At 72.6% G+C, this 21,757-nt stretch carries 19 protein-coding genes; 5 read left to right on the forward strand and 14 right to left on the reverse strand.

Annotated features, from left to right (window positions below):
* Positions 1 to 68 precede the first annotated feature (68 nt).
* From OHA55_RS31330 to OHA55_RS31360, 7 genes are all read right to left on the reverse strand, one after another.
* Complete coding sequence (locus OHA55_RS31330) at positions 69 to 536, reverse strand: hypothetical protein (RefSeq protein WP_266712865.1); 468 nt, start codon at positions 534 to 536, stop codon at positions 69 to 71.
* A 226-nt stretch (positions 537 to 762) separates the two neighbouring features.
* Entirely contained in the window at positions 763 to 954 is a 192-nt protein-coding gene (locus tag OHA55_RS31335; protein ID WP_266712867.1) for a DUF6381 family protein, read from the reverse strand.
* 148 nt (positions 955 to 1,102) lie between these two features.
* On the reverse strand, positions 1,103 to 2,341 hold the full coding sequence (locus OHA55_RS31340) for a DUF4032 domain-containing protein (protein WP_266712869.1): 1,239 nt from the start codon (positions 2,339 to 2,341) through the stop codon (positions 1,103 to 1,105).
* Between the two features lie 104 nt (positions 2,342 to 2,445).
* On the reverse strand, positions 2,446 to 2,907 hold the full coding sequence (locus tag OHA55_RS31345; protein ID WP_266712871.1) for a hypothetical protein: 462 nt from the start codon (positions 2,905 to 2,907) through the stop codon (positions 2,446 to 2,448).
* A 109-nt stretch (positions 2,908 to 3,016) separates the two neighbouring features.
* On the reverse strand, positions 3,017 to 4,456 hold the full coding sequence (locus OHA55_RS31350) for a gamma-aminobutyraldehyde dehydrogenase (protein WP_266712873.1): 1,440 nt from the start codon (positions 4,454 to 4,456) through the stop codon (positions 3,017 to 3,019).
* 16 nt (positions 4,457 to 4,472) lie between these two features.
* The gene (locus tag OHA55_RS31355) at positions 4,473 to 4,877 is read right to left on the reverse strand and encodes a nuclear transport factor 2 family protein (RefSeq protein ID WP_266712875.1); all 405 of its coding nucleotides are present in this window, start codon (positions 4,875 to 4,877) and stop codon (positions 4,473 to 4,475) included.
* A gap of 79 nt (positions 4,878 to 4,956) precedes the next feature.
* Positions 4,957 to 6,492: a cytosine permease gene (locus tag OHA55_RS31360; RefSeq protein WP_266712877.1), complete on the reverse strand. Its 1,536-nt coding sequence runs from the start codon at positions 6,490 to 6,492 to the stop codon at positions 4,957 to 4,959.
* A 108-nt stretch (positions 6,493 to 6,600) separates the two neighbouring features.
* On the opposite strand from OHA55_RS31360, the gene OHA55_RS31365 reads away from it, so the two are divergent.
* Positions 6,601 to 8,061: a PucR family transcriptional regulator gene (locus OHA55_RS31365; protein ID WP_266712879.1), complete on the forward strand. Its 1,461-nt coding sequence runs from the start codon at positions 6,601 to 6,603 to the stop codon at positions 8,059 to 8,061.
* Between the two features lie 178 nt (positions 8,062 to 8,239).
* Entirely contained in the window at positions 8,240 to 9,226 is a 987-nt protein-coding gene (gene dhaK / locus OHA55_RS31370) for a dihydroxyacetone kinase subunit DhaK (protein WP_266713550.1), read from the forward strand.
* A gap of 184 nt (positions 9,227 to 9,410) precedes the next feature.
* Here dhaK and OHA55_RS31375 read toward each other — a convergent pair whose 3' ends face one another.
* A complete protein-coding gene (locus tag OHA55_RS31375) occupies positions 9,411 to 12,929 on the reverse strand; it encodes a phosphodiester glycosidase family protein (protein WP_266712881.1) in 3,519 nt (1,172 codons plus the stop codon).
* A 244-nt stretch (positions 12,930 to 13,173) separates the two neighbouring features.
* Between OHA55_RS31375 and OHA55_RS31380 the strand changes: the two genes are divergently transcribed.
* Positions 13,174 to 13,656, forward strand: coding sequence for an NUDIX domain-containing protein (locus OHA55_RS31380; RefSeq protein ID WP_266712883.1), 483 nt, complete (start codon positions 13,174 to 13,176; stop codon positions 13,654 to 13,656).
* A gap of 80 nt (positions 13,657 to 13,736) precedes the next feature.
* On the opposite strand, the gene OHA55_RS31385 is transcribed toward OHA55_RS31380, so the two are convergent.
* From OHA55_RS31385 to OHA55_RS31405, 5 genes are all read right to left on the reverse strand, one after another.
* Positions 13,737 to 15,512, reverse strand: a complete 1,776-nt coding sequence (locus tag OHA55_RS31385; RefSeq protein ID WP_266712884.1) for an ABC-F family ATP-binding cassette domain-containing protein — start codon at positions 15,510 to 15,512, stop codon at positions 13,737 to 13,739.
* Positions 15,513 to 15,745: 233 nt separating this feature from the next.
* Positions 15,746 to 16,075 carry a DUF6191 domain-containing protein gene (locus OHA55_RS31390; RefSeq protein ID WP_266712885.1) on the reverse strand — a complete coding sequence of 110 codons (330 nt, stop codon included), beginning with the start codon at positions 16,073 to 16,075 and terminating at the stop codon, positions 15,746 to 15,748.
* Between the two features lie 235 nt (positions 16,076 to 16,310).
* On the reverse strand, positions 16,311 to 17,351 hold the full coding sequence (locus OHA55_RS31395; RefSeq protein ID WP_266712886.1) for an NAD(P)-dependent alcohol dehydrogenase: 1,041 nt from the start codon (positions 17,349 to 17,351) through the stop codon (positions 16,311 to 16,313).
* A 119-nt stretch (positions 17,352 to 17,470) separates the two neighbouring features.
* Positions 17,471 to 18,247, reverse strand: coding sequence for an SDR family NAD(P)-dependent oxidoreductase (locus OHA55_RS31400; RefSeq protein WP_266712887.1), 777 nt, complete (start codon positions 18,245 to 18,247; stop codon positions 17,471 to 17,473).
* Positions 18,244 to 18,915: a TetR family transcriptional regulator gene (locus tag OHA55_RS31405; protein WP_266712888.1), complete on the reverse strand. Its 672-nt coding sequence runs from the start codon at positions 18,913 to 18,915 to the stop codon at positions 18,244 to 18,246. Before OHA55_RS31405 ends, OHA55_RS31400 begins: the two co-directional genes overlap by 4 nt.
* Positions 18,916 to 19,143: 228 nt before the next feature.
* Between OHA55_RS31405 and OHA55_RS31410 the strand changes: the two genes are divergently transcribed.
* On the forward strand, positions 19,144 to 19,566 hold the full coding sequence (locus OHA55_RS31410; protein ID WP_266712890.1) for a GNAT family N-acetyltransferase: 423 nt from the start codon (positions 19,144 to 19,146) through the stop codon (positions 19,564 to 19,566).
* A gap of 89 nt (positions 19,567 to 19,655) precedes the next feature.
* Here the strand turns inward: OHA55_RS31410 and OHA55_RS31415 are convergent, their stop codons facing one another.
* Positions 19,656 to 20,516, reverse strand: a complete 861-nt coding sequence (locus OHA55_RS31415) for a GNAT family N-acetyltransferase (protein ID WP_266712892.1) — start codon at positions 20,514 to 20,516, stop codon at positions 19,656 to 19,658.
* A 333-nt stretch (positions 20,517 to 20,849) separates the two neighbouring features.
* On the opposite strand from OHA55_RS31415, the gene OHA55_RS31420 reads away from it, so the two are divergent.
* Complete coding sequence (locus OHA55_RS31420; protein ID WP_266712894.1) at positions 20,850 to 21,722, forward strand: RNA polymerase sigma factor SigF; 873 nt, start codon at positions 20,850 to 20,852, stop codon at positions 21,720 to 21,722.
* Positions 21,723 to 21,757 lie beyond the last annotated feature (35 nt).

Genomic DNA, 21,757 nt, shown 5'->3' on the forward strand with positions numbered 1-21,757 from the left:
CGCTCTTCCGCGGAGCGGCGCGGCGGAATCACGGACGGGGAGATTCGCCGTCGGCCGATGCCCCGCGGTCACACCCGCTCCTGATACACCCTCACCTCGGCCGGTTTCAGACCGCGGATCATCTTCCAGCCCGCCCCCTCGGTGAACTCCGCGGCCCACTGCTCGAGTTCATCCCCTGAATCGTGAAAGAACCACGAGTCGAAGCTCCCCAGCGCGTCGAGCAGCGGCGTCGGTTCGTAGCGGAGCTCGCAGTGGACTTGCACGTACTGGTCGTGGAGGCCGTCGGAATCGACGATCTCGAACTGCCTGACGAAATCCAGGAGGAACATCGGGGGCCCGTCGAACGCGTACGTGCCGTACTGGAGCAGCAGGCCGTCGGCGTCGGGCACGTCCGGGACGTCGAACCGTCTTCCGCCGAAGCGGAGCCAGGCGGGCCAGAGGTCTTCGGCCGCCGAAGCGGCGAACTCGCCGCGTTCCGGACCGATCTCACTCCGGAGCAGTCCCAAGGCCTCGTCCTTCGACGGCCTGTGCACCATGCCCCGTTCCCCGCCCTCTTATCGCCCCGATGTCGGGCACCAGCTTGCCCGTGGTCCGGCAGGCTGCGCACGGCGGTGCGCCTCGGACGCCCGGGGCGGCGCCAGGCTCTCGATGCGTTCCCGCGACTCCCCCGCACGCCACGAGGGCCGATCGGCGTGCCGGATCGGCCCTCGTGCGGCCCCTGGATACGGGCCGGGTGCGCGGAACGCGGGAGGAGCCCTGGTCCTACAGCTGCGGGTAGATGTCCCCGCTGCTCATGCCGGACTGCTGCTCGCTGCGGTCCCGCATCTTGCGGGCCTTCTCCGCCAGGCGCTGCCGCTCGTCGGGGTCCTTGGCCTTCTCGGCCGCGTCGCTCAGTTGCTGTGCCTTCTCCCGCATCTGCTTGGCCAGCTTGGCGGGTTCGTCCACTCCGCTCATCACCACTCCTCGTCCGCTGGGCATCCGACGCTCCCAGCGAAGCAGCAGGACGGGGCCGACGCATCTCGGCGGGCCGCTGCGGACCGCTCTCCGCCCGGTCACCGGCCGCCGACACCCGTCACCGCCACCGGCCACAAGGCCCGCCCCGCTACTCGTCGGCGCTCTCCACGGCCGCGGGCGTTTCGGCGCGGGGAAGCCTGGTGGCCGTGTAGTCCGCCACCGCGGCCGTCAGGCCGATGTCGTGCTGGGCCCGCTCGGAGAGGAACCAGCGGTGCTCCAGCAGCTCGTGGTAGAGCTCGGCCGGGTCCATGGAGCCCCGCAGATCGAGCGGGACGGCCCGGACCGTGGGCCGGAACTGGTCGCGGACCCAGCGGTGCGCGAGGACCTCCGTACGCGCCCCGAGCGGGTCGCCGGGGGCGTAGTCGTCCTGGGTGGCCATCCAGCTCTCCAGGTCGTTCAGGAGCCGCCGCGCCTGGTTCTCCTCGGTGTCGAGGCCGGTCAGCCGCAGCAGCTGGCGCTGGTGGTGGCCCGCGTCGACGACCTTGGGCACGAAGGTGACGGTGTCGCCGTCCGGGGAGTTGACGATCTGCATCTCGGCGACGTCGAAGCCCATGTCGTTGAGCCGGCGCACTCGTCGCTCTATGTAGTGGTACTTGCCCGCCGGGTAGACGGAGGTGCGGGTCAGCTCCTGCCACAGCGCGGTGTACCGCCGGGAGATCTCGGCGCCGAACGCGATCGGGTCCACCGAGGGGTGGAGCGCTCCGGCGGCCTCCAGGTCGAGCATCTCGCCGCTGATGTTGACGCGGGCGAGGTCGATGTCGTACTCCCGCTGCCCGTCGCTGAGCCGCTCGTGGGTCTCGCCGGTCTCGGCGTCCACGAGGTAGGCGGCGTAGGCGCCCGCGTCACGCCGGAAGAGGGTGTTCGAGAGCGAGCAGTCGCCCCAGGCGAAGCCGACGAGGTGGAGCCGGACGAGCAGGACCGCGAGGGCGTCCATCAGCCGGTGCACGGTGGAGGGGCGCATGGTGGTCTCGAACATCGAGCGGTAGGGCAGCGAGCCGTTGAGGTGCCGGGTGATCAGTACGGGCTCCAGCGGTTCGCCGTCCGCCCCGACCCGTCCGGTGACCACGGCGAGGGGGTCGACCGCGGGTATCCCGAGCCGGTCGAGGGTGCGGAGCTGGTCGTACTCGCGTACGGCCGGGCGTTCGGCGAGTTCCTTGACGGCGATCACGTCGGCCCCCGCGCGGGCGTAGCGCACCACGTGGCGGGAGATACCGCGCGGCAGCGGTACGAGGTACTTCTCCGGCCACTCCTCGAGCGGCAGGTTCCACGGCAGCTCCAGAAGGAGCGCGGGATGTTCGGGGTTGGTGGCGCTGATCTGCAAAGCCATGGTTCGCCTCGCTCGTACGGGTGACGGGCCACCAGTGTGCGGGACGCCGTCGTACGGGCCGGGGGGCGGGGTACCCGCGGGTCCCCCGGCCGCTCGCCGCTCCCCTACCGGTCCCCGGGTGTGGTGTCCGGGCGCGCGGTGTGGTCGGGGCGGCCGCGGGTCCTGCGGGCCTCCTTGAGCTCCGCCTCGTACACGTGCGTACGTCCTGCGGCGAGTTCGTCCACCAGACTCCGCTCGATCTCGGCGAAGGGACGGTAGTAGGTGCGGTCGTACGCCTCGACGATCTGGAAGGTCCAGTGGCCGGGGATGACGTTGCGGCCCACGATCTCCCGGTCGACCAGTTCCGCGGCGCGGTCGTGCCCGGCCTCGCGGAGCAGCCGTACCGCGTCGCCGAGCTGGAAGTCGGCGCCGCCGGTGAGCTGGTGGAAGGTGTAGAGGGCGCCGCGGGCGCGCTCGGTGGTCTCCAGCGCCTCCGACAGGACGCTCAGGGCGCGGACGGTCGCGTCGCTCACCCCGTCGGGGCGGGTGTGGGCGGTGTCCGGGCGGTCGGCGTGTTCTTCACTCATGCCCGGTACCTGCCCGCCCCCGGGCACAGGACAGGGCTCGGACCACCCCGGCCACCCGACCGGACGCGGGCGGTACGTGCGACGGGCCGTACAGGGCGTGGAAGCGGTTCTACAGGGCCGTCATGACGTGCTTGATGCGGGTGTAGTCCTCGAAGCCGTAGGCGGAGAGGTCCTTGCCGTAACCGGACTTCTTGAACCCGCCGTGCGGCATCTCGGCGACCAGCGCCATGTGGCTGTTGATCCAGACGCAGCCGAAGTCGAGGTTCTTCGACATCCGCATCGCGCGGGCGTGGTCCTTGGTCCACACCGAGGAGGCGAGCGCGTACTCGACGCCGTTGGCGAACTCCAGGGCCTGGGCCTCGTCGGTGAAGGACTGCACGGTGATGACGGGGCCGAAGACCTCGTTCTGGATGATCTCGTCGTCCTGGCGCAGGCCGGAGACGACGGTCGGCGCCCAGAAGTAGCCCTTGTCACCGACCCGGTGGCCGCCCGCCTCGACGGTCGCGTGCGCCGGGAGGCGGTCGATGAACCCGCTGACCTGGGCGAGCTGGTTGGCGTTGTTGAGCGGGCCGTAGAGCACGTCCTCGTCGTCCGGCAGGCCCGTCTTCGTCTCCTTGGCCGCCGCCGCCAGCGCCGCGACGAACGCGTCGTGCACCGACTCGTGCACCAGCACCCGGGTCGCCGCCGTACAGTCCTGACCGGCGTTGAAGAAGCCGCCGACGATCAGGTCCTCCACGGCCTTCTCCAGGTCCGCGTCCTCGAAGACGACCGCCGGGGCCTTGCCGCCGAGCTCCAGATGGACGCGCTTGACGTCCTTGGCCGCCGACGCGGCGACCTGCATGCCGGCGCGTACGGAACCGGTGATCGAGGCCATCGCGGGGGTCGGGTGCTCCACCATCATGCGGCCGGTCTCGCGGTCGCCGCAGACGACGTTGAAGACGCCGGGCGGGAGGTCCATCTCGGCGAGTACACCGCCGATGATCTCGGCGATCAGCGCGGTCGAGGCGGGGGTGGTGTCGGAAGGCTTGATGACGACGGCGTTGCCGGCGGCCAGGGCCGGGGCGAACTTCCAGACCGCCATCAGCAGCGGGTAGTTCCAGGGGGCGACCTGGGCGCAGACACCGACCGGCTCGCGCCGGATGATGGAGGTCATGCCCTCCATGTACTCGCCGGCCGAGCGGCCCTCCAGCATGCGGGCGGCACCCGCGAAGAAGCGGATCTGGTCGATGGCGGGGGCGAGTTCCTCGCTCCGCGTCAGGTGGAGCGGCTTGCCGGTGTCGCGGCTCTCGGTGGCGACGAGCTCGTCGGCCCGCGCCTCCATCGCGTCGGCGACCTTGAGCAGGACGCGCTGGCGCACGGCGGGGGTGGTGTCGCGCCACACCGGGAACGCGGCGGCGGCCGCCGCCATGGCGGCGTCGACGTCGGCCTGACCGGAGAGCGGCGAGGTCGCGTAGACGTCACCGGTGGCCGGGTCCACCACGTCGAGGGTGCGACCGTCCGCGGCGTCCACGGATGTGCCGTCGATGTAGTTGCGGAACGTGGTGCTCATGGAACGGTTCTCCTGGTCAGACGGTGGTGCGGGCGGACAGGTGCTCGTGGACGGCGGGCCAGCCGCCGTCGGCCGCGCGGGCGAAGACGATCGTCTCGCGCTCCAGCAGAGTCTCCTCGCCCGAGGAGGTGGCGACGCGGGTCTCCACGTCGTGGCTGAAGACCGCGGTGTCCCCGAAGTGCTGGATCAGCTGCTCGGTGGAGGTGCAGGCCAGGACGCGGAAGTCGTCCTCTTCCACCCAGCGCTGCCACAGGGCGCGGTACTCGGCGGTGGAGGCCAGCCGCTGCGGGGTGGTGTGGAAGACGAAGGTCGCGTCCGGGGCGAAGGCGCCGAAGTAGTCGTCGAGACGGCCTTCGGCGAAGGCCGCGACGAGTGCGTCGGCGGCGGCCCGCACGTCCTCGTGTCCGGAGGTGTCGCTCATGGGATCGGCTCCTTGTCGTGGGGGGAAGGAAGCGGGTCGTCGCCGGCCCGTGGGTTCGGCCCGTGGGCGACCCGTACGGTCAGCCCGCGGCGGTCGCCGTCGCCACCGGCTCCTCAATCCCGCCGGTGATGGGCGGGACCTCCGTGTCGGCGGCGCGGACGAAGCGTGGACCGGCCGGGCCGTAGACCGCGCGGGGCTCGGGGAAGGCCGTCAGCAGCGCGAGGTAGATCACCGCGGCGAGGGCGAGGCCGACCGGCAGGGAGATGTCCGCGCCGTTCGCGAGGTCGCCGAGCGGGCCGACGAACTGGCCGGGCAGGTTGGTGAAGAGGAGGGCGACGACGGCGGAGACCAGCCAGGACGCCATGCCGCGCCAGTTCCAGCCGTGGGCGAACCAGTACCGGCCACCGCGCTGGCGGCGGTTGAAGACCTGGAGCGCGTCGGGGTCGTACCAGCCGCGCCGGGTGACGTAGCCCAGTGCCATGACGACCATCCACGGTGCGGTGCAGGTGATGATCAGCGTCGCGAAGGTGGAGATGGACTGGGCGAGGTTCAGCGCGAAACGGCCGACGAAGATGAAGGCGATGGAGAGCGCGCCGATGAAGAAGGTCGCCTGGACGCGGCTGAAGCGCGGGAAGACGCTGGAGAAGTCGAGGCCGGTGCCGTAGAGCGAGGTGGTGCCGGTGGAGAGGCCGCCGATGAGGGCGATCAGGCAGAGCGGCAGGAAGTACCAGCCCGGCGAGATGGCGAGCAGTCCGCCGACGTAGTTCGGGGCGGCCGGGTCGACGTACTTCGCGGCCTTGGAGGCGATGATCGACGCGGTGGCCAGGCCGAAGAGGAACGGCAGCAGAGTGGCGATCTGCGCCAGGAAGGCCGCACCCATCACCCGGCGGCGGGGGGCGCCGGCCGGGATGTAGCGGGACCAGTCGCCGAGGAAGGCGCCGAAGGAGACCGGGTTGGAGAGCACGATCAGTGCCGCGCCGATGAAAGACGGCCAGAACAGCGGGTCGGCGGTCGAGGCGAAGGAGCCCGCGTAGCCGGGGTCGAAGTCGCCCCAGAAGGCGAAGGCGCCGAGCACGAAGAGCGCGGAGGCGGCCATCACGGCGATCTTGTTGACCAGCAGCATGAAGCGGAAGCCGTAGACGCAGACGACCAGGACGAGCCCGGCGAAGATCGCGTAGGCGATGCCGTACGACACGTCCGACTCGGGGACGTCGACCAGACGGTGCGCTCCGCCGACGAGGGCGTCGCCGGAGGACCAGACCGAGATCGAGAAGAAGGCGACGGCGGTCAGCAGCGAGAGGAAGGAGCCGACGACGCGTCCGTGGACGCCCAGGTGGGCGGAGGAGGAGACGGCGTTGTTGGTTCCGTTCGCCGGGCCGAAGAGTGCCATCGGTGCCAGCAGCAGCGCCCCGGCGACCAGGCCGAGGACGGTGGCGGCGACGCCCTGCCAGAAGGAGAGCCCGAAGAGGATGGGGAAGGCGCCGAGGACGCACGTCGCGAACGTGTTGGCTCCGCCGAAGGCGAGGCGGAACAGATCGATCGGGCGGGCCGTGCGGTCCCCGTCCGGGATCCGCTCGACCCCATAGGTCTCGATTTCGGTGATCGAGCTGGTCACGGGCGTGTCACCTTCCGTTCATGTCGTGCAGCAGTGACGAGCCCACAGTCTGGCCCCCCGCGTGATCGGCGACAATTGTGTCAGTCACAGAGCGATAGGCTTCTTTCTGTGGCCAGCGACAAACTCACCGTGGAGGATCTCCTCTCCTTCCCCGCACTCCAGCTCTCCGTGAAGGCGGGCAGCGCCGGGCTGGGGCGGTCCGTCTCCTGGGCGCACGCCAGCGAGCTGGACGATCCGACGCCCTGGTTGCTGGGGTCCGAGCTGATCATGACGGCGGGGCTGGCGGTCCCGGCCACGGCCGCCGGACAGCGCGCCTACCTCGAACGTCTGGACGACGCCGGGGTCTCCGGGCTTGCGCTCTCCGCACAGCTGCACATGCCCGTCCTGCACGACGACTTCTTCCGGGCCTCCGAGGAACGGGGCTTCCCGGTGCTGGAAGTACCGCTCTCGGTCCCCTTCATCGCCGTCGCGCAGGAGGTCGCCGCGGCGGTGCAGGAGGACGCCCGGCACCGCCTCGGCGCCCAGCTCCAGGTCTTCGGCTCGCTGCGCTGGCTGGTCGCGGAGGACCTCGACACCCCTACCCTGCTCCGCCGGCTCGAACGTCTCTCCGGGTACGACGTGTACCTCTGCACACCGCAGGGCCGTCCCCTGCTTCCGGGCGTCCCGGTACCGGACCCGTCGGTGCTGCCGGACTCCGTGGACGCACCGCCGACCGTGCCGGGCGGCTTCGTGCTGCCCGTCCCCGCGCCCGGCGGTCCGGCCGGGTTCCTCGTCGCCTACGAACGCGAGGGCGCCCAGCCCGCCGGGCTCGCGGTGGCCCAGCACATCGCCACGGTGGCCGCACTGCGGCTCGCGATGGTCCGCAACGAGCGCGAGACGCTCCGCCGGCAAGGTGCGGAGACCCTCGCCGAGCTGCTCCAGGAGGTGCTCGACCCGGAGGCGGCCCGCCGCAGGCTCGCCCGGCACGCGATCGAGGGGGACACCGTCCTGATGGTGGTGCGCCACACCACCGACGAGCAGCTCCTGCACGTCCTCGCGGACCAGCCGCACCTGCTGCTCACCCGGGGCGAGGACCGCTACGTGCTCGGCGCGCCGGAGCTCGCGGACGCGGTGGGCACCCTGCCCATGGCGGCGACCGGGATGAGCCGCCCCTTCCGGCCGGGCGCGGCGCTGAAGGTGGCGCAGCGGGAGGCGGTCTGGGCCGCGTCGAAGGCCGCCGAGTCGGGGCGGCCGGTGGTCCGTTACGGCGACGACCTGACGGGCCGGTGGCTGCCGGACGACCCCTCGGTGCTCTCCGCGCTGGTCGAGAACGTGCTCGGTGAGGTGCTCAGGTACGACGCGGCCCACGACTCCCAGTTGCTCGTCTCGGTGCGTACGTGGATGGAGCGGGACCGGCGGACCGAGGCCGCCGCCGCGGCACTGCACATCCACCCCAACACCCTGGCGTACCGGCTGCGCCGCTTCGGGGCGCTGGCGGAGCGCGACCTGGCGTCCACCGGCGCGCTGTCGGAGGTCTGGCTGGCGATCCAGGCCGCGGGCACTCTGGGGCTCGCCGAACGGGTGGTGTGATCCCCGGGAGTATCGCGACGCGTCCGGATCCGCGCGAGTGCGCGGGCACGGACCGGGCGGATCGCCGGACGCGGGGCGGCCGGACGCCGGACAATCCGCAGAGCACCCTCCACCGGGTGGTGTCCGGCGGGCACCACCCGGTCCGCCCCGCCCTCGCCGTCAGGAGTTGCCCGTGCGCATGCTCATCAACGTCCCCGAGACCGTGGTCGCCGACGCGCTGCGCGGCATCGCCGCCGCCCATCCCGAGCTGACCGTCGACGTCCCCGGCCGGCTGATCGTGCGGCGGGACGCCCCCGTGGAAGGGAAGGTGGCGCTGGTCTCCGGCGGCGGATCGGGGCACGAACCGCTGCACGCGGGTTTCGTCGGTCCGGGGATGCTGTCGGCCGCGTGCGCCGGGGAGGTCTTCACCTCTCCGGTGCCCGATCAGATGGTGCGGGCCGCGGCGGCCGTCGACAGCGGCGCCGGAGTCCTCTTCGTCGTCAAGAACTACGCCGGGGACGTGCTGAGTTTCGAGATGGCCGCCGAGCTCGCCGAGGAGGAGGGCGTACGGGTCGAGCGGGTGCTGGTGGACGACGACGTGGCGGTCGCTGACAGCACCTTCACCGCCGGGCGGCGGGGCACCGGAGCGGCGCTCTTCGTCGAGAAGATCGCCGGAGCGCTGGCCGAGGAGGGGGCGCCGCTGGAGCGGGTCGCGGAGGTGGCACGCCGGGTCAACGCGAACTGCCGGAGTTTCGGCGTCGCGCTGAGCTCCGTCACCACCCCGGCGAAGGGCTCCCCCACCTTCGACCTCCCGCCCGGTGAGCTGGAGTTGGGCATCGGCATCCACGGCGAGCCGGGCCGTGAGCGGCGCCCGATGATGACGTCCGGGGAGATCGCCGACTTCGCGGTGCACGCGGTTCTGGAGGATCTGCGACCGGACGGACCGGTACTCGCACTGGTCAACGGCATGGGCGCGACTCCCCTGTTGGAGCTGTACGGCTTCAATGCGGAGGTGCACCGGGTACTTTCCGAGCGGCGTGTCCCGGTGGCCCGTACGCTCGTGGGGAATTACGTGACCTCGCTCGACATGGCGGGCTGTTCGGTGACGCTCTGCAGCGTCGACGAGGAACTGCTGCGGCTCTGGGACGCACCGGTGCGGACGGCCGCGCTCCGCTGGGGCCGGTGACGTGCGGGAGACGGGTGAGCGGATCGGGGCCGGTCGGCATCGGGCTGGTCTCGCACAGCGGGCCGGTGGCGGAGTCCGTGGGTGGCGCTGGTGCGGGGACTCGCGGCGTACGAGTACCGCAAGGTGTGAGCGGCGGGCGCGGGGAGGACGGAAAATCCCCGCGCCCGCCCAGTTGTGCGACCGGTCAGGCCGCCGGCCGCCCGGCCCCCTCGGCGGCGATCGTGACGCGGGCGTTCCGGGTGACGCCGTTCACGGTCACCGCGAGGGTGACGGTGCCCGGCCGCAGGGCGGTCAGCGTGCCGGTGGCCGGGTCGAGGACGGCGACGGGCCGACCGGACGCACGGCGCCCGCCGGTGCTCCCGATCCGCAGGTTCGGCGAACCGCTCCAGTCGGCGCTCACCGGGAAGGCGACCGGTACCGCGCGCGTGCCCTGGGTGATCCGGGCGGACACCTCGACGCTGCCGCCCGCAGGAAGGGTGGCGGGGGCGTCGAGGGTGAGGTCGTCGACGTACGCCCGGGTCTGTACGGAGATCCAGTCGGGCCCGCCCGCCCAGGGACGCTGTCGGGCCGCCGCCTGCTGAGCGGGCGTCACCCGGTCCGTGCCGACCAGGCTCCAGCCGGTGAACCCGCCCTCGTCGGCCGGGCCCGAGGGCGTCTTGCCCGAGTTGCCGTTGACCAGGTAGGGGACACCGTCGACGTGCGAGGCGTCGAACACCCCGACGTGCCCGCCGATGAAGGCGGCGCCCTTGCCGGTCGTGCGGCGGAACCCGGCGAGCCACTCCTCCACGAGGGCGGCCTCCTTGCGGTCGCCGAGCTGGCTGGCCCGCTGCACGGTGGGGTCGCGCGGCGGTACGTGCTCGATCAGCACGACGGAGCCGATGTCCGGGTCGGTGGCAGCGGCGTCCAGTTGTTCGCGGAACTCGCGGATCTGCGCGTATCCGCCGCCGCGCAGGCTGAGGCTGGAGGTGTCGAGCGTGATGAAGCGGGTGGAGCCGTGGTCGAACGTACGGTGGGCCGGGCCGAAACGGTCGGTGAAGGCTCCGATCGAGCCGCCCATCACCTCGTGGTTGCCCGGGACGTAAGTCCAGGGCAGGTCGTCGCCGAGTTCCTCGGTCAGCACCTGGCGGGCGAAGTCGAGGTCGGCGGGTGAACCCTCGTCCACCAGGTCGCCGTCGATCACCAGGAAGTCCGGGTGGGCGGCCTTGATCTCGCGCAGGGTGTGCCGGGCCCGGTCGACGATCGCGCTGTCGGGGTCGCGCGCGACGAACTGCGCGTCCGACATCACCGCGAACCGCGCGTCCCGGCCTTCCGTGACGGCCGCCGGGTCGATCAGCGGGTCGGTCACCTGCTCCCGGGCGGGCAGCTCGGCGGCCGGCACGACCTGGGCGACGAGGTCGTCGATGACGATCCCGCCGGTGTACTGCGCGCCGGCCGCGGTCTCCGCCAGGTAGAACCGGTACACGGACAGCGGGGTCGGGGCACCGGCGGGCACGGTGAAGGTGACCTGCCGCCAGCCGGTCCAGGTGATGTACGGGCCGCGGAGCAGCTGGTCCGATCCGGCGGCGTCCTTGAGATGGAGGGTGGGCCAGGCTCCCTTGCCGTCCCCGTTGATCCATAGGGTGAAGGACTGGGGCCGGCCGCCGACCGCGACCGGCTGCGGCGGGGCGGCGTAGGCGGCACGGGTCGCCGTGGACTGGGTGAAGTCGTAATCGAGCTTCAGCCCGGTGCCGGTGTGGCCGTCCTCGGTCGCGGCCAGCGAGCCGCTCGCGCGGGCCTGGCTGAACTTCCAGGCGTCCGCGTCGTCGAAGCCGGCGACCGCCTGGTCGCCGAGGCCGACCGTGACGGCCAGCACGGTGGTGGTGCCGTGGACGGATGCGGTGATGAGCCCCGCCGCGCCCTGACCCGCGCGGGCGCTGACGGTGAAGGAGCCACGGCCGTCGTCCCGGACGTCGAAGAGGGTGTGGTCGTAGTCGAGGGTGAGGTCGCGGGGTTCGACGGGGGCGCTGTCGCCGTGGGCGTCGGAGCCGACGATGCCGAAGGTGCCGGTGGCACCCTGGCCGGAGAGGCCGAGGCGCTCGATGGTGGGGCTCACCCGCACCAGTTCGTCGAGCACGGTGAGCCGGACCGAGCCCCGGGCCCTTCCGCGTTCGGCGACGGCTTCGGTGGTGCCGCCGTGCCGGGCGGTGAACAGGCCGCGCGCGTCGGTGGTCCCGACGCCGGGAGCGGTGGTGCGCCAGTGCGGGGCGCCGGCCGCCGGGCCGTACGTCTCGTCGTACCCCGCGGCGGTCAGGGCGCGCGTGAGTCCGGGGAAGACCCGGTCGGGGTGGCCGCCCGCGACGGGATCGTCGCCCGGGGCGGCGGCGGGAGGCGTACGGGTCTGGACCCAGTACCCGGTGAGGGCTCCGCTGCCGTCCGGGACGGTGAGGGCGAGGCCGTTGGGGACGGTGCGTTCGCTGCCGTCCGAGGGGCTGTTCTCCACCCGGACGGTATCGGTGCCGGGTTCGCGCGCCACCAGGGTGGAGGAGCCGCCGCCGTCCAGGTTGAGCGCGCTCCAGGCGCCTGCCTCCCGCATCATCCGGCCGAGTTCGGTGAGGGTCACCCCGCCGCTGTCGGCCTGCCTGCCGTCCACGGTGACGACGTGCATGGTGCGGCCGTCCCGGGAGAAACCGACCGCCGTGCGGGGCGCCGCGGTGTTGTTGCCCTCGCCGTCGTGGTTCTGTTCGACGCCGTCCACCACGAGCAGTTCCCGCCCGCCGACGGCGGTGCGCGGCAGCGGCCCGTCGTCGCCGGTGCGCGCCCGGTACGTCATCCCGACCGGGTCGCCCGGACGCAGCGCCGTCAGGAGTGCCGCTCCGGCCTCGCGTCCGACGAGCACGGTGGCGCCCTCGGGGACGGGGCCGCTGCCGGGCGTGGCGGAGACGGAGACGACCCGGCCGTCCCGGACGAGGGCCTCCGCGACCGGTCGGGCCGCGTCGACGGTGAGCGCGCGGTCGGCGCCGCCCCAGGCGGAGGTGTACGCGCCCACGGAGCCGGCGGGGACGTTGGCCGCGTCGTAGCCGCCGAGAGGGTGGTCGCCGGAGGGCAGGGTGAGGGTGCCCTCGAAGTAGAGGTCGAGGATCCGTCCGGCGTTGTCCGCGTCGATTCCGACCGCGTGGGAGGAGCCGGCGGCGGGTGAATGGTCGAGGAGTCCGTCCCGGACGCCGGGTCCCTGGGGTGCGCCGGTCTCGTTGATGTCGAAGAAGTCGGCGTTGACGGCGGCGACGGTACGGCGGCCCGCTCCGGCGTCGTGGCCCGCCGCCAGCTCGGAGACCGTACGCCGCTCGCCGACCTTCCCGGTGGAGAGGTAGTCGGCGCGGACGTCCTCGCTCAGGTCGACGGTGAGCGCGTCGACGCGGAGCCACTTGTCGGCTTCGAGCCGGTCGTAGGAGGTGAGTCCGACGCCGGGTGCGACGGGCCGTGAGGTGCGGGCGGTCTCGATGCCGTGATCGTCGATGACGGGGTCGGCAGAATCTCCGGTGCCCGCCGGGGTGCTCGGGCCGGGCGGGGCCACCGGTCTCAGGATCTCGGCGGCGCTGCGCGGGTGGGGGTCGGGGGTGGTGTCGGCGGCGGCCGGGGTGATGACCCCCACGACGGTCCCGCAGACGGTGGCGAACAGCACGAACGCCCGCGCGGAGCGGACGGCGGGCCCTGGACGTCGACGCACAAGTCCTCCTGCTGAGAGGCGGGTTGGACGGTTCATCAGCGCTTGTGGCGGACAGCATGCCGGGGGCGCCCGGGCAGCGCCAGGGGGCGGGAGTGACGGCGGGGACAACAGAGTACGGCCGGGGCGCGTCGGCGCCGGGTTCACGGTGCGGCGCCGGCGCCCGAGTCGCGCGGGAAGGCGATCAGGGCGCCCGGAATGCCCGAACCGGTAGCGACGGCGGCGCGATGTACGGAGAATTGACGACATGTCGATCAGCAAGCGCAGTGCAGGGGTCCTTCTCTACCGGACCGGGACAGCGACGGACGAGAGGGGCGTGGAGGTGCTGCTCGGGCACATGGGAGGCCCGTTCTGGGCGGGGCAGGAGGACGCCGCGTGGTCGATCCCGAAGGGGGAGTACGAGCCGGGCGAGGCGGCGGAGACGGCGGCCCGCCGGGAGTTCGAGGAGGAGGTGGGCCTGCCGGTGCCGGACGGATTCTGGGTGCCGCTGGGACAGTCCCGCCAGGCGAGCGGCAAGACGGTGGTCATCTGGGCGGTGGAGGGTGAGGTGGACACGGCGGCGGCGGTGTACGGCACCTTCGCCATGGAGTGGCCGAGGGGATCGGGGGTGGTCCAGGAGTTCCCCGAGATCGACCGGGTCGCCTGGTGCACCCCGGAGCAGGCGGCCTCCCGTCTGGTGACCGGCCAGCGGGTCTTCGTGGAACGGCTGCTGGCGCACCTGGAGCAGTGAGGGGCGCCCGCTCCCTCTCCGTGGGGCGCTGTGCGGCATGGCCCGGCCGGGTCCGGCGGATCGCCGCCGGACCCGCCGCCCTATGTCCCTGCCGTCGCCCGGGAAGCCTCGGCGGGACGTCCCTCGCGCAGTTCCAGCACGTCCCCGGCGAACCGGCCGCGGAAAGCCCGGTCGTGGGAGACCACGACGACCGCCCCCTCGTACACGGCGAGCGCGGCCTCCAGCTCCTCGACCAGGTCGAGGGCGACGTGGTTGGTCGGTTCGTCCAGGACGAGTACGTCGGCGGGGCGGGTCACCAGCCGGGCGAGGGCGAGTCTGCGCTGCTGACCGACGGAGAGGTCACGGACCGCCACACCGAAGTCCTCGGCACGGAACAGTCCGAGGGCGAGCAGGTCCCCGGCGTACTCCTCGGGTGCGCCCGGCCGGCCGGCCGCGTAGGTGGCGAGGAGCGAGCGGCGGGTCAGCCTGGCCGGCAGCTCCTGCGGGAGATAGCCGACGCGGCCGCGCCGGACGACCGTCCCGGAGTCGGGGGCGAGGTCGCCCGCGAGAACCCTGAGCAGGGTGGTCTTGCCCGCGCCGTTCGGGCCGGCGACCAGGAGCCGCTGCCCGGGGAACACGTCGAGCGCGGGCAGGCGCAGACGCTCGCCCACCGAGACGGAATCCAGCGCGAGCAGGGGCGCCGGGGTGCCGGCAGCGTCCGGGGTGCTCGTCGCATCCGGGGCGCCCGTCGTGGCGGTCGCGTCCGGGGTGCCGTCCGCGCGGGTCCTGTCCGGGGTGCCATCCGCGCCGATCGCGTCCGTCACGCCGGTCGTCCCGGTCGCGAGGGTGAGCCCCGCCGTGAAGCGCAGGGGCTCCGGCGGCGGAGGCACGGGGGCGGCGAGCAGCGCGTCCCGGCGCGTCCGCGCGGCCTTGACCCGGCCGGAGAGTTTGGTGTCGTGCGAGCGGCGGTGCTTGCCGAAGCCCTCCCCCGGGTCCTTGCCGGTGGACCGGAGCCGACGGCCGGCGGCTTCCACCAGCTCTTCGGTACGGGCGAGTTCGGTGAGCCACTCCTGGTGCTCCTGCGCCCATCGGCGCCGCGCCGCGGTCTTCGCCGTCCGGTAGCCCTCCCAGCCGTCGCCGTGGCGGGTGACGGAGCGGCGGTCGCGGTCCACCTCCAGGATGACCGTGGTGGTGGCCTCCAGGAACGCGCGGTCGTGGGTGACCACCACGAGGGTGCCCCGGTGGGCGCGCAGGTGGTCCTCCAGCCAGCGCACGGCGGGCACATCGAGATGGTTGGTCGGCTCGTCGAGCAGGAGCGACTCCGGTGCGGCGGCCAGCACGCAGGCGAGGGCCAGCCGGGACTGTTCGCCGCCGGAGAGGGTGGCCAGGGGACGGTCGCGGGTCAGGTGCGCGAGTCCGAGACCGTGCAGCGCCGCGTCGGTGCGGGCATCGGCCTCGTATCCGCCACGATCCTGATAGGTCGTCAGCAGCTCACCGTAGGCGTCGAGTTCGATCGCCTCGGGAGCGGGGCCGGACAGCCGGGCCTCGGCCTCGCGCATCCGGTGTTCCAGGTCGCGGAGTTCGGCGAGGGCGGTGTCGACGGCGTCCTGGACGGTGTGGTGCGGAGCGAGCGCGAGGGTTTGGGCGAGGTGGCCGACGCCGTCGGGAAACCGGGTGACGACCTCTCCGGCGTCCGGGGCCTCGGCACCGGACATGAGCCGGAGCAAGGTCGATTTGCCGGAGCCGTTCTCGCCGATGACGGCGACGTGTTCGCCGGGCCGGACGGTGAGGGAGACGCCCGCCAGGACGGTCCTGTCGCCGTAGGCCAGCGTGACGTCCTGGAGGGTGATCTGAGAGCGGTCGCGCGATGCGGACATGGGTGTGGTTCCTGCTGCTTTCGCTGAGGGAGGGCCCGGGTGCGCGGCGTCGAGGACGGGCGCGCGGCAGGCGTGATTTCCGGTCGGCGGCGGGTACCGGGACAGCGCGCTCGGCGCGGGGCTGCGACGGTCCTCGCCGGAGCGGATCAGCGGAAGTAGTAGTACGAACCCATGGTGCGAGTGTAGAGGAACGGACGGACGGGCGTCTCCGGGGATACGGCGTCCTGCCGCGTTCAGTCGCGCTCCGGGGCCGTGGCCGGCAGCCGGATGACGGCCCGGCCACCGTCCAGGTCGACGGTCGAACGGTGCGGCGGGGCGCCGTCCTCCTCGTCGTCGCGCAGCAGCAAAGCGCAGGCGCGTTCCTTGAGTTCGCTCTGTTTGCCGGGCGAGAAGGTGGCGTGCAGCTGCTCGAACCCGGTCGCGGAGACCTGGCCCTGCCGGGCGCCGTTGCGCCAGGGCAGCACGCCGGCGCGGGAGAAGCGCAGCATCAGCTGGTCGGCGAAGGCGAGCACGGTCAGACCGACCACGAGGGTGGGGAGCGTGAGCAGCGCGGCGAATCCCATGGCGACAGTATGGCCGCGGGTGCGGACGGGCCGCCCCTGCCGGGTCGGTCCCGACGCGGACCGGACACCGGCGCCCTCCGGACATGCCGACGCGGGCCGTCGCCGTGGTTCGGCGGCCCGCGTCGGGTGGTTCCGTGCTCGTACGGGCCGTGGAGAACACGCGCCGTGTACGAGCCGCGAAGAGACCGGGTCCCGCCCGCCCCGGGGGGAGGAAGGACGGGACCCGGGGCAGGTGTCAGCCGTTGGGCAGAATGACGGCCCGGCCGTTGATCTTGCCGTCGTGCAGGCGCTCGTAGGCGAGCGGCGCCTCGTCGATGGAGAAGGTCTCGACGTGGACGTCGACGGCGCCGGCGTGCGCCAGCTCGATGACCTCGGCGAGCTCCTTGCGGGAGCCCCAGTACGGTGCGGTGACCGAGGTGGCGAACGGCAGCACCCCGAAGCCGACGGGCAGGAGGCCGCCGCCGATGCCGACGATGGTGACGTCGCTGTCGACCGAGGCGACCGCACCGGCGGTCTTGACGGTCGCGTCGACGCCGACGAAGTCGAGCACGACCTCGGCGCCGGTGCCGCCGGTGAGCTCGCGGACCTTGGCGGCGGCGTTCTCGTCGGACAGGACGGTCTCGTGGGCACCGACCTTGCGGGCCAGCTCCAGCTTGTCCTCGGTGACGTCGAGGGCGACGACCTTGACGGCGGTCATCGCGCGCAGCAGCTGGATGGCGACGTGGCCGAGGCCGCCGGTGCCGATGACGACGGCCGTGGCACCGGGCACCAGCTTCGGCAGCGAGCGCTTGATCGCGTGGTACGGCGTGAGGCCGGCGTCGGTCAGGGAGACCGTCTTGACCGGGTCGAGGTCGCCGATCTGGACCAGGTGGCGCGCGTTGTCGACGATCATGTACTCGGCCATGGCGCCGGGGTTGCCGAGCCCGGGCGGCATGATGCCGAGCTCCTCGGCTCGCAGGCAGTAGTTCTCCCGGCCCTCGGCGCAGTTCACGCAGGTGCCGCAGCCCCAGGGTCCGTAGACGGCGACGTTGTCGCCGATGGAGACGCCCTCGGCGCCCTCGCCCAGCTCGACCACGGTGCCGACGCCCTCGTGGCCGAGGGTGAGCGGCATCGGGTAGGTGAGCTGCTCGGCGGGCCAGCTCATCACGGCGATGTCGGAGTGGCAGACGCCGGCCGCGGTGACCTTCAGCAGGATCTGGCCCGGTCCGGGTACCGGCTTCGGTATCTCGACGACCTCGGGTGCCGCGCCGACGGTGCGGTACTGAACTGCCTTCATGGTTCTTCCTCTGTTCTGTACCCGGCCCGCCTCCGGTCCGGCCGGATCCCGGCCGGTCCCCCGGTGGCGTTCCTCTGTGTTCGATGCCCCCGTCGACCCCTGGTGTCCAGGGGGTGTGGTCAGGAGGCGGAGTAGCCGCCGTCGACCAGGTGGTAGCTGCCGTGGATGAAGGAGGCGCGGTCGGAGAGCAGGAACGTGGCCAGCTCGGCGACCTCCTCCGAGGTGCCCAGACGGCCCGCGGGGTGGAGCGAGATCAGGTGGTCGCGCGCCGGGCCCTCGGTGTCGCGCAGCAGCGGGGTGTCGATGAAGCCCGGGCCCACGGCGTTGACGCGGATGTTCTGCGCCGCGTACTCCAGGGCTGCCGTCTTGGTCAGACCTACGACGCCGTGCTTGGCGGCGACGTACGCCGGGGACTGGGCGAAGCCGTTGGTGCCGAGGATGGAGGAGATGTTGACGATGGCACCGCCCCCGGCCTTGAGCAGTTCGGGGATCTCGTAGCGCATCGAGTGGAAGACGCCGCTGAGGTTGGTGGCGACGACACGGTTCCATGCCTCGACGGCGTACTCGCCGGTGGGGGCGGCGGGGCCGCCGATGCCGGCGTTGTTCACGGCGAGGTTCAGGGCGCCGAAGGTGTCGACGGCGAACCGGACGCCCGCTTCGACGGAGGCGGGGTCGGTGACGTCCAGGCGGACGGCGGCGGCGCGGGCGCCGGTGGCCGTCAGCTCCGCGACGGCCTTGCGGGCGCTCTCCTCGTCGTAGTCGGCGACGACGACCGCCGCGCCGCCGGCCGCGAGGCGCTTCGACAGGGCCAGGCCGATGCCGGAGGCGCCGCCGGTGACCAGCGCGACCTTGCCGGCGAACTCGGTCGCGTAGGAGGTGGAGAGGTCAGTGCTCATGATGAGGTGCTTCTTTCTGTGGTGCTGTGGTGCGCCGGTCCGTGCGGGGCCGGGGTCAGGAGGTCCGCGGAGAGGGCATCGAACGCCTGGACCACGAGTTCGGGCAGGACGTCAGGGAGACCGCCGCGGACCCAGGCGGCCTGCGCCGCGAGCAGGGCTCCGGCTCCCGCCGCGACCGTCACCGCGGGACGGAGGTCCTCGCGACGGTCCACGCCGAGCCGGTCCGCGAGGATGAGGACCGATTCCTCCTGGGCGTCCACCCGGATGTGGTGGTACGCGGCGTAGAGGGTCGGCTCCTCCTCGGCGAGGACCAGGAGTTCGAAGATCCGGGGGCGCAGGTGCCAGGGCCCGGCCTCCGTGTCGTCGAGCCAGTCGAGTACGGCCCGCCGGTAGGCGGTGAGCGGGGGCTCGGCGGCGGGCCGGGCGCGCAGGGCTTCGTTGATGCGGTCGCCGTCGCCGCGTACGGCGTCGAGGACCGCGTCCTCCTTGCTCCGGAAGTACCGGCTGAAGGTGCGCCGGTCGACGTCGGCCGCTTCCGCGATCTCCTCGACCGTCACGTTGCGCAGACCCCGGTCGAGTACGAGCTCGAACGCGGCCCGGGCCAGCGTGTCCCGGGTCCGGCGGGCCTTGCGGCCCCGCCTCTCCGGTTCCCTCTGCTCCGTGCTCATGTCTGCACCGTACACCCAAAAATGTCGCAGCGGGACACTTGTCGCGTCGGGACTTTTCGGGGAGCGGGGCAGCCGGATGGGACACCGGTCGCCGGGCACCGCACGGGCGACCCACCAGGCCGCCGGGACCAGCACGGGCGACCCACCAGCACGGGCGGCCCACCACGCCGCCGGGCACCGCACGGGCGGCCCACCAGGCCGCCGGACGCATGTCGGATAATCCGTCCCGTGACACGCACCACCCTCACCCTGGCCGACCGGCTCCCCACCCCGGACGAACACCGCGGGATCGCCGAGGCGGTGGGCTGGTCCCACGCCTTCGCCTGGGAGTTCCTGCCCGCCTCCCTCGCCGGCTCCACGGCCGGCGTCGTCGCACTGGAGGGCCAGGAGGTGATCGGCATGGGGCGGCTGGTGGGAGACGGCGTCTCCTACTTCTACGTGCAGGACCTGGCCGTCATGCCCTCCCATCAGGGCCGGGGGATCGGAACGCTGCTGCTGCGCAGGCTCCTGGACCACGTGCGGAACACCGCACCGGCCACCGCCTTCGTCGGGCTCTTCTCCACCGGAGAGGGGGCGGCTCTCTACACGCGCGAGGGGTTCACGCCCGGCGACATGACCGGCATGTTCCGCCTGGTCCACCCGGCCGCCTGAGGGTACGCACGCGAACAACCTGAGGGCGCGCACGCGAAAAAGAGGGGGTGGCCGGCGAACCGGTCACCCCCTTCACGGAGAACGCGCGATCAGACGCCGGCCACCGGGGACGGCAGGATCGCCGGGGTGATCGCGCCCCGGAACACGGTGGTGCGGCGGAGCCGGAAGCCGAGGGACTCGTAGAGCCGGACCGCTCCGGCGTTCTCGGCCGCGGCGTGCAGGAACGGGATGTCGCCACGCCCGGTGATCTCATGGGCGACCGCCAGCACCAGCCGGGTAGCGAGGCCCTGGCCCCGTACGGACTCGTCGGTGCAGACCGCGCTGATCTCGCTCCAGCCTGCCGGGCGCACCCGCTCCCCCGCCATCGCGACCAGCACCCCCTCGCGCCGCACGCCCAGGTACGTACCGAGCTCCACGGTGCGCGGCAGGAACGGCCCCGGGCGGGTGCGCTCGACCAGCTCCAGCATCTCCGGCACGTCCTCGGCGCCGAGCCGGACCGCCTCGGGGTACGGCTCCGGGCGCAGCCCCTCGCCGGTGAGCTGCACGCCGTCGATCTCGAATTCGATCTCCCAGTCCTCCGGCGGCGCCTGCCGTACGCCCATGAGCGCGACCGGGGCGCCGGGCCCGGCGAGTGCGGCGACGTCGGCCCAGTCCCGCGCGTCCGGCTCCTGGGGCAAGGCGAACCAGGGCGCCACGTCGGCGGAGTAGCGCGCGACGCGTCCGAGACGTTCGGCGAAGTGCGCCTGGGTCCCGGTCAGCGCGGCGAGGGACGGGTTGTCCAGGGGATGGAGGGGAAGACCGGAGCTCTCCCGTGCGGGGGCGGGGGCGCCCACCGTGCCGCTCCCCCCGCTCGCGCGGGCTCCGCGGTGATCGGTGACGTAGACCTCGGACATGCTTTCCTCGCTCCGGTGTTCCTCGGTGGGCGCGGTGCCGGACAGTGGCGCCGCCATCTGGCGAAAAGCGCCTACGGCGGTCCCGTATTCCCGGTTCCGGCGGTGGTCAGCGTCACGGACGGGGGAACCCGGCCGGTCCGCCTCCCGGCGGTGCCCGCCTGTGGCACTCTGGTGGCGACCGCCCCGCCGGGCTCCCCCGTACCGGCGGGGCGGTTGCGCACCCCTACGGGCCCTCGGCCCCTCCGGTGAAGGCGGCTGCGTGCCGGCACCGTCACTTCCCGGCCAATTCCGAACTCCTGTCCTGATCCGTTTCGCTGACGGCGCATGAGGCCCCGGGCCCGGGGAAGGTGCCAGTACCTGAGGGCATTCGATCCAGGGGAGCGTGACGGGATGACCGCACACACGGCACGGACCACCAAGGCGGACAAGGCGGAGGTGACGGACGGGCTCCCGTGGATCGAGGAGGCGGGAAAGGTCGCTCCTCAGGACGCGCGCCAGCTCTCGCGCGTCTTCTTCGACCGCCTCCAGGAGCTGGAGGAGGGAACCGCCGCCCACCAGTACGCGCGGAACACGCTGATCGAGATGAATCTCTCCCTCGTCCGCTTCGCCGCAGGACGGTTCCGCAACCGGGGCAGCGGGGACATGGAGGACATCGTCCAGGTCGGCACCATCGGGCTGATCAAGGCCATCGACCGGTTCGACCTCTCGCGCGAAGTGGAGTTCACCTCCTTCGCGGTGCCGTACATCGTCGGTGAGATCAAACGATTCTTCCGTGACACCAGCTGGGCCGTCCACGTTCCCCGGCGGCTCCAGGAGCTGCGGGTCGACCTCGCCAAGGCCAAGGACCTCCTCGCCGTCGAGCTGGACCGCGACCCGACGGTGCAGGAGCTCGCCGACCACCTGGAGATGTCGCCGGAGGAGATCACCGAGGGCATCGTCGCTTCGAACGGCTACACCGCCGGCTCGCTCGACATGCCCACCGACAGCGGCGAGTCGGGCCGCCCGCACACCAACGGCCGGACCTTCGCCGACGTGCTCGGCGAACCGGACTCCGCCATGGAGGGCGTGGAGAACCTCCAGGCGCTCGCCCCGCTCATGGACCGGCTGGACGCGCGGGAACGCCTGATCATCGACATGCGCTTCGGCCAAGAGCTGACGCAGGCTCAGATCGGTGCCGAACTGGGCATCTCGCAGATGCACGTGTCGCGGCTGCTCAGCCGCATGCTGCGCAAGCTGCGCGACGGAATGCTGACCGAGGAGTGATCCGGCGGGGCGGGCACCGTCCGGATGCGGGGAGC

Origin of the sequence: Streptomyces sp. NBC_00102 (assembly GCF_026343115.1) — a bacterium.
Taxonomy (GTDB): Bacteria; Actinomycetota; Actinomycetes; order Streptomycetales; family Streptomycetaceae; genus Streptomyces.